Raw genomic sequence first — 12,412 nt, forward strand, 5'->3', positions numbered from 1 at the left:
AAAAATTTTCGTCAGAAAAGTTATATACTTTTTCGGACTAATTTGAAATCATGATAAGAAAAACATACTTAAAAGAAATAAAAAATCAAATTTTACAGCAGAAAGAAGGAGAAATTTACATACCGTCAGATTTTGCAGATATTGCAAACAGAAATGCGGTTGATAAAGCACTTTCACGGTTAACAGCGGAAGGGACACTTTGCAGAATTATGCAGGGAATTTATGAGCGCCCGAGATACAGCCCTTTTTTAAAAGAATACGTTGTACCGTCACCCGAAAAAGTTGCGCAGGCAATTGCAAGAAAAAACGGTTGGACGATTGTGCCGTGGGAAGAAATCGCTTTAAATATACTTGGATTATCCACACAAGTTCCCGCTGTTTATATTTATGCAAGTGACGGGCCGACTAAAAAATATGAATATGAGGGAAAATTCAATAAAATAACATTGGAGTTTAGACGAACACCGAGAAAAGACATTGCAAATATGTCATATAAAACGGCTTTAGTCATTCAGGCTCAAAAAGCAAGAGGAAAGGATCGAATTGATGAAAGATTTATTCGAACTGTTTCTAAAAAGATGACACAAGACGAAATGATAAAAGCACTTGAAGAAACAAAAAGGTCAACTGCCTGGATACGCGAGGGATTTATAAAAATAGCTATGGGGGGGACTTATGAGGGAAATTGCAATTTGGCCTGATGAAGAAAGAGCCGCACTTTTTCAGTATACTGCCGATAAAACAGATATGAGTGCATCGATTATTGAAAAGGATTTTTGGGTTTGTTGGGTCTTAGATTATCTTTTTCATGAAAGTGAATGGAAAAATGATTTGCTTTTCAAAGGAGGAACAAGCTTATCCAAATCGTATAATTTGATCAATCGATTTTCTGAAGATATTGATTTGGTTTTGGATTGGGAAGTGTTAGGATATGAATCTGATGAACCTTTGGAAGAAAGAGGGAAGAAGAAACAAGAGAGTTTTAATTGGGATTTAAAATTGAGAATTGAAACTTTTTTGAAAGACGAATTGATTCCAAAAATGAATGAAGACATTTTCAAAGAACTAAACTCTCCTATTGAATTTGAAATTGATTCAAATAATAAATCGGCTGTGAATTTTACTTATCCGCAGGATTTTACGGATTCCGCTCTTCGAAAGCCGATACGCATTGAAATTGCAACTCCGGCAATCACTTCTTTTTCTGAAACTCGATTCGTTTCCCCGTATGCTTCTCAATCTTTTCCGGATTTGTTTTCAAAACCAAACACGGAAATATTAACGGTTTTGCCGGAATGTACTTTCTGGGAGAAAATTACAATTTTACACAGAGAGGCGAACCGTCCGAAAGATTCAGCGTTTCCCGATAAATATTCAAGGCATTATTATGACATATGCCGTTTATTTTCATCAGATGTCAAACAAAAAGCTTTTGAAAATAAAGAAATTTTAGAACAGGTTTCATCTTTTAAAGAGAAATTCTATCCTCAAAAATGGGCTGACTATGGAAATGCAAAAATCGGAACGGTTAAACTTTTGCCTCCTGAATACAATTCAGACATATTAGAGCAGGATTATGAAAATATGCAAATTATGATTTTCGGAGAACGCCCTTCATTTCAAGAAATGATGGATTCGATCAAACAGTTGGAATCTGAATTGAATCAACTCGGATAACAATTTTAATCTGTTGTGAGAAGAGTTTGTACGGGAAACATTCATATGAGAGTTCATTTAATTAGTATTACTTTTTCTATGAATAAAGCATACTCGAAATTATTTTAAAAGTAATTCAATCCTTTCAATTTAAATTTCATTAAAATTTCAATTAATTATAAGATTATTTCAAATCATTTCAAAAGCAATTCAAATCATGCGGTTGGATTTATGAACGAAATTTCAAGCCTTGTTATCTCACATAAAAAAGCGACGGTCGCCGAAATGGAATGCGCGTGGCCGCTGACGACAGAGGAGATGCTCGAAAAGCTCTTTGAGAGTGAACTCGTTTATGAATGCGTTATTTTAAAAACATGCAACCGCGCCGAAGTTTATGTTGTTTCTGAAAAAGGAAGCAGTGTTTTATTCAATTTTTCAAAAGCGATCGGCGTTGAAACGCGAATTGTTGATTTCCATGATCATGAAGAATCGCTTGAACATCTTCTCAAGCTCGCCTGCGGGCTTGAATCAATGATTGTCGGCGAAGACCAGATTCTCGGACAAATCCGCGACGCTTACAATCTGGCGGTCAAAAAGAAGACGATCGGGCGCGTTTTGGATACGGTTTTTACGAAAGCGATTCACGTCGGCAAACGCGCGAGAACGGAAACTCGAATCAATGAAGGTTCTGTTTCGATCGGATCGGCGGCGGTGGAGCTTGCCGAAGATACGCTCGGCGGCTTGGACGGCAAATCGATTATGGTTGTCGGCGTCGGTGAAATCGGTGTTTTGGTTGCAAGAGCGCTTGCAGACAAGGATTTGCAGGGCATTTACATTTCCAACAGAACTTTTCAGAAGGCGCAGGAGCTTGCTTACGAGCTCGGCGGCGAAGCGATTTTGTTTGACGATATTTTAAAATATTTGGAATCGGCGGATGTGGTGATCAGCGCAACCGGCGCGCCGCACTATGTCATTACGAAAAAGATTGTTGAAGAAGCGCTTCCCAAGCGCGGCGGGAAACCGCTTTTTATGGTTGACATCGCGAATCCGAGAGACATTGAAGAATCGGTTGACGAACTTCCCGGCGTGACGCTTTGCAATATTGATAATTTGCGCGTGATCAGTGAAAAAACGCTTAAAATGCGCAATGAAGAAGCGAAAAAGGTTATGGAAATCATTCATGAAGAGCAAATTCTTCTCGGAAAACAGTACAAAAGACAAAAAGCGGATGACATCATCGCGGCTTTGTACAGAAATGTTTACGACATCCGCGAAGAAGAAAAACAGAAAGCGGTCAACAAATTCCGTGTCAAACATACGATCGGTGAATTTGAAGAAAAAATTTTGGAAAATTTAACGCACACGATTGCCAATCAGATTTTGGCCGAGCCGACAAAGATTTTGAGAAATGCGGCCGAGTCGGATGATGAGGAATTATTGGAAGCGGTTGCGCGTGTTTTCAATATTCAGCTTGAAGAGGCAGAAGAATAATTCGTTTGAATTATTTTAATTTCATTTTACATTTTTTGTTTTTTCGTTTTTATCATTTTGATTTCTATTTTTTGAAAAATGCGGGTCCGGTTTTTAATTATAAAGAAAAGCGGAGCGGCTCGCGCGCGTGGGGCGTGTTGTCGGGATGGCAGCTGCAAACGGAAACGGTAAGATAGCAGTGGAAATAAAAACCAGCAGGCAGCAGCGGCAACAAACACCTCCCTCCCATCGCAAACAAACACCTCCTCCATCTGCCATTTTGAAATTTTGTGAGGCGAAGCCGAGCAAAATTTAATGCCAACGGATTTCTTAAAAAAGAGCAGATGCAAGCGGAAACAGAAACAGCCTCAGCGGCAACCACAAAAGACAGTTGCAGACTTGCAGGCTTGGCAGGATCAGGCAACAGTAAAAGACAGGCGTAAGAAGACACTTTGCAAGAGCCGGATGCAGTTAAAAAATCGGACCGTTTCTAATTTTTCGTTTCGCACGGGAAAGAATCTCCAACTCCTTCTTTCCTCCGCTTCGCTCCGGAAACGCGTCGTTGGAGGGGCGGTATTTTGTCTTTTCATTCACAATTAAATTCAATTGAAACATCTTCTTTCATCAAAATTTTCAAAAACGGAACGCCTTCTTTTTAATAAAATCTAATTTTTTTTTAGGATTTTATCGGGCGTTCGGGTTTCAATTATTTTTTGAAAAACGATGTTTTTGTTTTGATTTATTTTTTTCAAAACATACTTAACTGTAAATATCGTAAAAACTTACAGGGTGGATTTGAAATCCAAAATGTATTAAATTCAATTTTAAAACAAACTAAAAAAATTAAAAAATAAAAAATAAAAACAAACTAAAAACAAACTAAACTAAAACTAAATCAATAAGGTGAAAATATGCAAGAAGTTCTCAAATTCTTAACAGACAACCCGACTTTCTACATCGCAACAAGCAGTGCCGACGGCCCGCGCGTCAGACCTTTCGGCTTCGTCATGGAAGACAACGGCAAATTGTATTTCACGACAAGCAACCAAAAAGATGTTTTCAAACAGCTTCAGGCCGACCCGAGATTTGAAATTTCAACGACGTCTGCCGACGGCGGAAAATGGATCCGCATAAGAGGAAAAGTGGTTTTTGACACGCGAAAAGAAATCGCAGAAAAAGCGTTTGCAGCAGCAGAGTTCTTTACGCCGATGTACCAATCTCCCGACAATCCGATTTTGGAATTCTTCTACATCGCAGAAGGAGAAGCAACATTCTATTCATTTACAGACGCGCCGAAAACGGTCAAATTCTGAATCAATTTAATTTTTAATTAATCTGATCCGACAATAAAATTGAAAAAAGAATTGAAAATAAAATTGAAAATAAAATTGAAAAAAGAATTGAAATAAAATTGAAAATAAAATTGAAAATAAAAAAATAAATTCAAATTCATTTCGACTGTCAAATTCTTGAATCGTTTGATTCTTGAATAATTTGATAGTCGATTCGAATTAAAAATGTTTCTTGATTTATTTTTATAAAATCTGTTTTGTCATTTTTTATTTTTCATCAGTCCTCTTGTTCTTTCTTTTTCTGTCTTGTATTCTTCATGGAATATTTTTCTAACGCAATTTATTTAATTATCTTCGTGATATTAAGATTGATTTAACGGGTTTTTTGATAAAAGGAGAGATTGAGTTTTGAAACATATTCTTCTGATTGAAGATAATATAATGAATTCCGAGTTAGTCAAAGACATTCTTGAAATGGAAAATTACGAAATCACGTCAACAGCTGACGGCAAAGAAGCATTTGAAATTTTGAAAAAAGAATCTTTTGACTTGGTGTTGACCGACATCAATCTTCCTAAAATGGACGGAATGGAATTAATCAAACGCGTTCGAGAGGAGACGAATCAAAGCGCTAAAATTATTGCCATGTCTTCTGATACAATCGCAAAAACCGGCGAATCATTCGAAGAAGCCGGCTTTGACGGATTCATTCAAAAACCTTTTAAAATCAAAGAATTCCGCGATTACGTCAAATCCCTTCTTGAGTCTTGAGAATGATGACTCCGAATCTTCAAAATAAACTTCAGCTCATCCGTTCGATTCAATCTCCGACAAATGAAGATTTGTTTCTTTTAATTCAATTTCTGACCGACCCGAATGAAAATGAAATCATTTGCGCCGCTGTTTATCCTGTTCTTCAGAATGCGGGAAAACCCGCCGCAGATATTCTTTTATCGGTTTATTCCGAACTTGTTGATTCAAAAAATGAAAAACTTCAAATTCGTTTTTCATACGCGTTCTCTCAAATTCCGGAATCTCCGCCTTTTATTTTTGAAAAATTCATTCAAAGCGAAATTCCCCGCGTTCGTCAAAACGGCATCATCGGTTTTGGTCATTTGAATGACCGGAAGTATGATTTTTTATTGTTTGATACTTTGATAAATGACGACGATCTTGAAACGGCTTATGAAGCGGCAGCCGCTCTTTCCCGCGGCGGTCCGGAAGTTTTGAATTATTTTGAAACGATTATGGCAAATGATTTGGAACAAAATTCAAAAGTCGATACCCGACAAAAGTCTTATATGGATTCTCAAACCAAAATAGAAGCAGACAAAGCAAATATTTTAAAGAAACCGGACAAACACGTGCTTGCAAAAGTCATTGAAATCGCAGGCGATATCGGGAGCGAAAACACGCTTCAATATTTGGCGGCGTATCTTGATCATCCCGACGAACGCATTTCAAGAATTGCGGCAGAATCCGTTCAAAAAATAAAACCAAAGTAAAATAAAACCAAAGTAAATAAAATCAAAGTAAATAAAATCAAAGTAAATAAAATCAAAGTAAATAAAATCAAAGTAAATAAAATCAAAGTAAAATAAAATCAAAGTAAAATAAACCAAAATTTTAATTAAATTTAAAATTTAAATCTAAAAATTTAATTCATCTTATATCAAATTTAAAAATTAAATTTAAATCTTAAATTTAAAAATTATTAGTTTAATCTATTAAAAACACGGACAGGTGATCTTTTTGGAACCGGAGTTCCTTTTATTTTTAGCAGCTCTCGTGATCGGCGGTACTGTCGCCGGCTCGTTTTCCGGGCTTATCGGAATCGGCGGCTCCATCATTCTTGTTCCGCTTCAATTTTATCTTTTAACCCGCGCAGGTTATCCTGCCGACATTGCTTTGAAGGTTTCCATCGCAACCGCGCTTTGTTTTACATTTTTCACGTCCTTCTCAAGCGCTTACAATCATTCCAAACACAAAGCGGTTCTTTGGAAAAAAGCGCTTTTGATGGGCGTTTTCGGATTTATGTTCTCTTTTGTCGGCGGCTATATCGCGTCACTCTTAGATGCCGGTTGGCTTTCGATCACGTTCGGCGTTGTCGTTTTAGTCGCTTCGCTGAGATTTATGACGATGAAAAATGCAAATGACGATCCCGAAGAAATGTCAACGAATCCGATTTTGTTTGCCGTCTGCGGCTGCATTATGGGATTGCTTTCGGGTTTGACCGGAATCGGCGGCGGTTTGATTCTCATTCCGCTTGTCATCTTTTTGGTCAAAATGCCGCTTCGCCAAGCCATCGGAACGTCTTCAGCAACAATTATTTTTACGGCATTCGGCGGCGTCATCAGTTATATTATAAACGGCGCCGGCATTGAAGGACTTCCGCCGTATTCGTTCGGTTATATCAATATCGTTATGTGGATTGCTTTGGTCATTCCCGGAATTATATTTGCCGCAATCGGCGCGAAAACATCTCACAGAATCAATCAGAAATATGTTCGGGCCGCATTTTCAGTGATTACGCTTCTTGTCGGAATCGGCATGATTTTAAAAGGCGTGTTTATGTTTCCTTAATTTATTTCTTTTCATTTTCCCTTCATTTTTTATTTTCTCTTTCCAATCCTAAATTCGAGAGAAGACAACAAAAAATATATAGACTGAATAGTCTATTGATATTTATTAATTAACAGAATATTATACTGTTAATCTTTATTTCAATCCAATTCATAGAGGTTTATTATGGACATTCCTGGCTTATTCATGGATATCATTTTAGTTATTTTGGCAATTGTAATTGCTTACATTTTGTTCAGAGTGTTAAAAACAACAAAAAAATTAGCAATCAATATCATTATTGGTTTTGTTTTGATCATCATCACCAATTTGCTGAATATCACAACCATTCCGTTCGGCTTTGATCTTTCTACCTTGATCACTGTTCTCATCACGGCTTTGACAGGTGTTTTCGGAGCATTGGTCCTGATTGTTTTAAACATTTTCGGACTCTATCCTTTCCTTTAATCTTCATTTAATTTTTAATTTTATTTTTAATTTTTTTTAGTTTTGTTTTTAATTTTTTTTAGTTTTGTTTTTAGTTTTGTTTTTAGTTTTGTTTTTAGTTTTGTTTTTAGTTTTGTTTTTAGTTTTGTTTTTAGTTTTGTTTTTAGTTTTGTTTTTATTCATTTTTCAAAAATCGCACGATAATGATGGCGAGTGTAAATCCGCCCGTCATATTTTTTTTCTTTTTTGATTGATTTCAATTCAATCGTTTGAAATCCGTTTTCTTCAAAAAGCTCTTTGATTTCGTTTTCTTCAAAATAATGATAAATGATTCCGTTTTGACGCTCAAAAGTCCGCGGCTCGGTTTTGCCGTTTTCTAAAACCGCGGGCTCGCCCGAACATCTCATATCTTCTTCGCCGAAAACTTCAAAGAAAACAAGACCGCCATTTTTTAAAACGCGATGAAATTCAGCCGCCGTTTTTTGCCGGTCTTCAAAAACCAAATGCTGCATCACGCCCAAACACAAAATCCCGTCAAAAACATTTTCCAAAAACGGAAGCTCAACCGTATTTGAAACAATATGATCCGGAAATGAAAAATCGGATTTCGTTTTCGATTTTTTCTCAGCCGCCGTTGCGATTGATTCAACAGAACGCATCAGCGCGTTTTTTGAAATATCAATGCCGATACAAGGAAATTTAAAACAAAAATCTCTCAAATAACGCCCTTCACCCGAGCCGGCATCCAATAAAAAACTGCCGTCTTTCAGTCGGTTTTGAATCCATAAAAGTTCGGAAAGACCGCCCCATTTCAAATGTTCATATTCGGTGTCCCAAGCATCAACATCTTTTTTAGAAACAGTCATGATCAGCACCGAAAATTGAATTTGGGTTTTAGATGAAATGAATTTGATTGAAATGAATTTGATTGAAATGAATTTGATTGAATTGAAATTGATTGAATTGAAATTGATTGGAATGAATTTGATTGAAATGAATGAAATTGAAATGTATGAATTGTTGAATTTGATAAAATAAATTGAGATTAAATTGTGATGAAAAATGAAAAAAGAGAACTTGAAACTGAGTTCCAAGTTCGAATTAACATATTGAGTGCTGCTTTAAGACAAAGTTTCTTTGACTTTCGCCAGCGCTTCTGCTTTCGCTTTTTCAATTTCATTCGCGTTCGGGCCGCCGCCCATTGCCAAGTCGGGCTTGCCGCCGCCGCCGCCGCCGACGGCCAGGGACATGATCTTGACAAGATCGCCCGCTTTCAGTCCTTTAGCGGCCGCATTTTTGCCGACTGCCGCAACCGCTTTGACGCCGTCATTTTCACTCAGCAGAATTGCCACAGCATTTTCATTCTTTAAAATTTCAATTGCCGCCATTCTCAAAGAATCGATGCCGTCACCTTTTGTCACATTCACGATCACAGAGAAGTCGCCGATTTTTTCGGCATTCTGCATCATCTTAATTGTTCTTGCGCCTGCTAATTCTTCTTTGAGCTTTTCATTCTCTTTTTGAAGTTCTTTCCATTCATCAAAGAAACGCTCAACCGTCGGCGGTAATATTTCCGGCTGAATGCTTAAAATTTCGGACGAATCGCGAAGTAATCCTTCCATTTCCTGGATTGCCGCAACAGCTGCATCGCCCGCAGCGTATTCCAAACGCTCAACGCCGTCTTGGATGCGTTCCGTTTTCAAAATCTTGATCGGACCGATTACGCCCGTGCTGAGACAGTGCGTGCCGCCGCAGGCTTCAATGTCGGAGCCGACCTTGACGATGCGAAGCGTTTTTCCAGGCGGAATGCCGCCCTGGTACAAGCCGAAGCCGTATTTCTGCTCGGCATCCGTTCTGTCCATGCTTTCAAAATGAACTTTCTTGTTCTCCATCACGGTTTTATTGGCAATCATCTCAATTTCATTGAGCTCTTCCTGCGTAATGTGTTTATAATGAGAAATGTCAAGCCGAGCTCTGTTTTCCGTTTTCTGTGCGCCGGCCTGCCAAATGTGGTTGCCGAGAACCTTTCGGGCCGCGTCGTTGACGATGTGCGTTGCCGTGTGGTGGCGGCTGTGCGCCATTCTGCGTTTTTTGTCGACTTGGCCGATGACCATGTCGCCGCGGTTGATCAGCAGCTCTTTGTCCGTGATGTCCAGCTTGTGAATCACAACGCCGTTGTACATTTGAACGTCAATGACATCATAAACAAAAGTGCCGGCCATCAGCATACCGTGATCGGCCTCCTGTCCGCCGCCTTCGGGATAAAAGTAAGTGTTATCCAAAACAACAAATTCATCAAACGTATCCAAAACAACGGCTTCAAACTCCATTCTCTCCGGCTCGTCATAATAAAAGCGTTTCGTGAGCGGCAAGCGTTCAATCTTGTCCGTGTATTTGAATCCCGTAATGGACTCGTCTTTGTCGCCGGCTTCGCTGTGCATATCCGCAACGAGCGAATAGAAATTGTCGGGGAATTCGACTTCGACGCCGACTTCTTTGGCGGCTTCCTTAGCGATTTCCGGCGGAATGCCGTGGCTGTCATAAATTTCCATGAGTTCTGAAAGCGGAAGCTTTTCGCCTTTTTCCTGGTAGCGGACGGCTGCTTTTTGAATGATTTTTCTGCCGCGCTCAATTGTCTGGCGGTATTTTTCCTCTTCAAGCGCCAGGATTTCTTCCGTCACTTTGAAACTGTCTTCAAATTCGGGATATTCCGGCATATTTTCAATATGAAGCGCAATGATTTTTGAAAGCGGCACATTGACGCCCAAATCCTGAAGCATACGAATCGTGCGGCGGATGACGAGGCGCGCGAGGTAGCCTGATTTCACGTTGGACGGAATGATGCCGTCGCCGAGCATAAATGTTAAGCAGCGCGTGTGATCTGCGATTGCGAAAACCTTTTCCATCGGATCCATGATGCGGGAGAGTTCATCGACATCCATCCCGATGCTGTCTGCGACTTGTTTTCTGAGTTCTGCCAAGTTTGCGCTGCCGCTGACATCCATAATGCCTGCGAATTGAGCGTTGTTTTCAAACATTTTGACATATTCGGGATCGTTTAATTTGTGATCGATTCCTGCTAAATTCGTCAGTTCCGACACGATTGTCGGGAAAACGGAATCGTAAATCGTCGGCGTTCCCTGCGACGCCCAGACGAAGCGTTCCAAACCGTAGCCGGTGTCAACGATGTAGTTGTCCATCTTTTCATACATTTTGCCTTTGACATCGATCGTTCCCGTTTTCGATTCTTTCAGATTCATGAAAACGAGTGTCGCGAGTTCAAGGCCGCCGACCATGACTTCTACGGACGCGCCTGCGTTGCCGCCGCCGGCCCACGGGCTTTTGATGTAAGTGACTTCGCTTGCGTCAGCGCCGAGTGATGTTAAAAGTTCGTCGCACAATTCGATGGTTTTGTCTTTCCAGTAAATTTCTTTGTCTTTGCTGTTAAAAACGTGATGCGCCATCATTTCAAAAGTCGTTAAGTGGCGACCGGTCCTGCCGACGGAATCCAAATCGTTGAGACGGATGCACGGCTGAGAAATTGTCAGCGGGTTGGCAGGCGGCGGAACGAGTCCGGAGGTGACGAACGGCTGGAAGTCGGCGATGGATGCGATTGTTAAATAAATGTCATCTCTCCAGCGGGCGACAACGGGATATCGGCCGACTCGAGAATGGCCGCGCTCTTCAAAGAAGTTGAGGAAATATTCGCGCATTTCCGCGAGGTTCATCGGCTTTGTAAATATCGGTTTTCCGATGAATGTGTAATGATCGCACGGCGGGTCGCCGCAAGTTTCTCTGTTCGAATCGCGCGTCCAGTAAGTTTTTCCGCATTTGCAGCAGTCTTTTTCCAAAAATCCGTTTTCTTTGAAATAGGTTATATCTTCATATTCTTCATCAAGCATTTTTCCACCCGCTCCGAATTATTGTTCAAGATTAGTTTCACTATTACCGGTTTCACTATTACTGTTTATACAATGTCACGGTTCTGCCGCGAACATCAACGACTTGAGCGTTGCATTTTTCTGCCAGTTCTGTTGCTGCCTGTTTCATGTCATCTGATTCGCCGGAATTTTTATGAATTCTGACTTTGACTAATTTTTTGACTTTCAGCTGCTTTTTGAGTTCTTCAATAACCGAGTCTGCCATTCCGTTTTTGCCGACGCTTAAGAGCGGCGTTAAGTTGACGGATTCCTTTTTGAGTGTATAGAGTTTAACTTTATCCATAATCGTTTGCCTTTTTACTTTTTTGAAATTGTTCAATATTTAGACTTCAAAAGTTTTCCGTATTTAATAAATCTTCTCTCGAATTTTTCTTGAATTTGTTTTCTTAAATTTTCAGAATTTTTCAGTGATGAAAAATGAGACGAAAAAATGTCGGTCAAATTTGAATATTTTTTAAAAATGAGGCGGTTCGCGCGCGGCGGCGGGCAGTTGCTGCTGCGAGCAGTAGCGGCAGGGCAAACCTGCCGGAAACAGCGGAAACAGAAACCTGCAGGTAGCGGCGGAAACAGAAGCCTGCAGGTGGCGGCGGAAACAGAAGCCTGTAGGTAGCGGCGGAAACAAAAACCTGTAGGTGGCGGCGGAAACAGAAACCTGTAGGTAGCGGCGGCACGTTCGCGAATGCGAACGGATTTCTTAAAAAAGAGCAGATGCAAGCGGAAGTGCAAACCTGACCGGCAACAGCAACATTAAAAGACAGTTGCAGATCGGCAGGCTCAGCAGGAACTGCAACATTAAAAGACAGTTGCAGACTGACAGTCTCGGCAGGAGTTATAATTGCAAAAGACAGGCGTAAGACGGAACCAAGCAAGAGCCGAAAAACAATTCACAATCAGCGGTTTTGAATGTTTCGTTTTGTACGGGAAAGAATCCGCCAAGTCTCGTTTCCTCGCTCCGCTCGGAAACTCAACTTGCGGGGGCGGTTCATAGTCTTTTCATTATTCTTTTCGATGAATTGAAACATCTTCTTTTAATCAATAAAAACG

The 12,412-nt window shown here is 40.0% G+C and carries 13 protein-coding genes; 8 read left to right on the plus strand and 5 right to left on the minus strand.

Annotated features, from left to right (window positions below; all coding sequences use genetic code 11):
* Positions 1-50 precede the first annotated feature (50 nt).
* The 3 genes from MmiHf6_RS08965 to hemA all read left to right on the plus strand — a co-directional run bounded on the left by MmiHf6_RS08965 (position 51) and on the right by hemA (position 3,147).
* A complete protein-coding gene (locus tag MmiHf6_RS08965; protein WP_316557450.1) occupies positions 51-701 on the plus strand; it encodes a DUF6088 family protein in 651 nt (216 codons plus the stop codon).
* Positions 676-1,677, plus strand: a complete 1,002-nt coding sequence (locus tag MmiHf6_RS08970; RefSeq protein ID WP_316557451.1) for a nucleotidyl transferase AbiEii/AbiGii toxin family protein — start codon at positions 676-678, stop codon at positions 1,675-1,677. The genes MmiHf6_RS08965 and MmiHf6_RS08970 overlap by 26 nt, the downstream gene beginning before the upstream one ends.
* Positions 1,678-1,887: 210 nt before the next feature.
* Positions 1,888-3,147: a glutamyl-tRNA reductase gene (gene hemA, locus MmiHf6_RS08975; RefSeq protein ID WP_316557452.1), complete on the plus strand. Its 1,260-nt coding sequence runs from the start codon at positions 1,888-1,890 to the stop codon at positions 3,145-3,147.
* A 97-nt stretch (positions 3,148-3,244) separates the two neighbouring features.
* Here the strand turns inward: hemA and MmiHf6_RS08980 are convergent, their stop codons facing one another.
* Positions 3,245-3,577, minus strand: coding sequence for a hypothetical protein (locus MmiHf6_RS08980; protein WP_316557453.1), 333 nt, complete (start codon positions 3,575-3,577; stop codon positions 3,245-3,247).
* Positions 3,578-4,037: 460 nt separating this feature from the next.
* Here MmiHf6_RS08980 and MmiHf6_RS08985 point away from each other — a divergent pair, with 460 nt between their 5' ends.
* The 5 genes from MmiHf6_RS08985 to MmiHf6_RS09005 all read left to right on the plus strand — a co-directional run bounded on the left by MmiHf6_RS08985 (position 4,038) and on the right by MmiHf6_RS09005 (position 7,448).
* Positions 4,038-4,439, plus strand: a complete 402-nt coding sequence (locus MmiHf6_RS08985) for a pyridoxamine 5'-phosphate oxidase family protein (protein WP_316557454.1) — start codon at positions 4,038-4,040, stop codon at positions 4,437-4,439.
* Between the two features lie 387 nt (positions 4,440-4,826).
* Entirely contained in the window at positions 4,827-5,189 is a 363-nt protein-coding gene (locus tag MmiHf6_RS08990) for a response regulator (RefSeq protein WP_316557455.1), read from the plus strand.
* 2 nt (positions 5,190-5,191) lie between these two features.
* Positions 5,192-5,923: a HEAT repeat domain-containing protein gene (locus tag MmiHf6_RS08995; protein WP_316557456.1), complete on the plus strand. Its 732-nt coding sequence runs from the start codon at positions 5,192-5,194 to the stop codon at positions 5,921-5,923.
* Positions 5,924-6,170: 247 nt separating this feature from the next.
* Positions 6,171-7,001 carry a sulfite exporter TauE/SafE family protein gene (locus MmiHf6_RS09000; RefSeq protein WP_316557457.1) on the plus strand — a complete coding sequence of 277 codons (831 nt, stop codon included), beginning with the start codon at positions 6,171-6,173 and terminating at the stop codon, positions 6,999-7,001.
* Between the two features lie 165 nt (positions 7,002-7,166).
* Positions 7,167-7,448: a pro-sigmaK processing inhibitor BofA family protein gene (locus tag MmiHf6_RS09005; protein WP_316557458.1), complete on the plus strand. Its 282-nt coding sequence runs from the start codon at positions 7,167-7,169 to the stop codon at positions 7,446-7,448.
* Between the two features lie 158 nt (positions 7,449-7,606).
* Here the strand turns inward: MmiHf6_RS09005 and MmiHf6_RS09010 are convergent, their stop codons facing one another.
* The 4 genes from MmiHf6_RS09010 to MmiHf6_RS09025 all read right to left on the minus strand — a co-directional run bounded on the left by MmiHf6_RS09010 (position 7,607) and on the right by MmiHf6_RS09025 (position 12,237).
* Entirely contained in the window at positions 7,607-8,293 is a 687-nt protein-coding gene (locus MmiHf6_RS09010) for a class I SAM-dependent methyltransferase (RefSeq protein WP_316557459.1), read from the minus strand.
* Between the two features lie 255 nt (positions 8,294-8,548).
* Complete coding sequence (gene alaS / locus MmiHf6_RS09015; protein ID WP_316557460.1) at positions 8,549-11,329, minus strand: alanine--tRNA ligase; 2,781 nt, start codon at positions 11,327-11,329, stop codon at positions 8,549-8,551.
* A 58-nt stretch (positions 11,330-11,387) separates the two neighbouring features.
* A complete protein-coding gene (locus MmiHf6_RS09020; RefSeq protein WP_316557461.1) occupies positions 11,388-11,651 on the minus strand; it encodes a YhbY family RNA-binding protein in 264 nt (87 codons plus the stop codon).
* A gap of 154 nt (positions 11,652-11,805) precedes the next feature.
* On the minus strand, positions 11,806-12,237 hold the full coding sequence (locus tag MmiHf6_RS09025) for a hypothetical protein (protein WP_316557462.1): 432 nt from the start codon (positions 12,235-12,237) through the stop codon (positions 11,806-11,808).
* Positions 12,238-12,412: the final 175 nt, after the last annotated feature.

Source organism: Methanimicrococcus hongohii (assembly GCF_032594095.1).
Classification (GTDB): domain Archaea; phylum Halobacteriota; class Methanosarcinia; order Methanosarcinales; family Methanosarcinaceae; genus Methanimicrococcus; species Methanimicrococcus hongohii.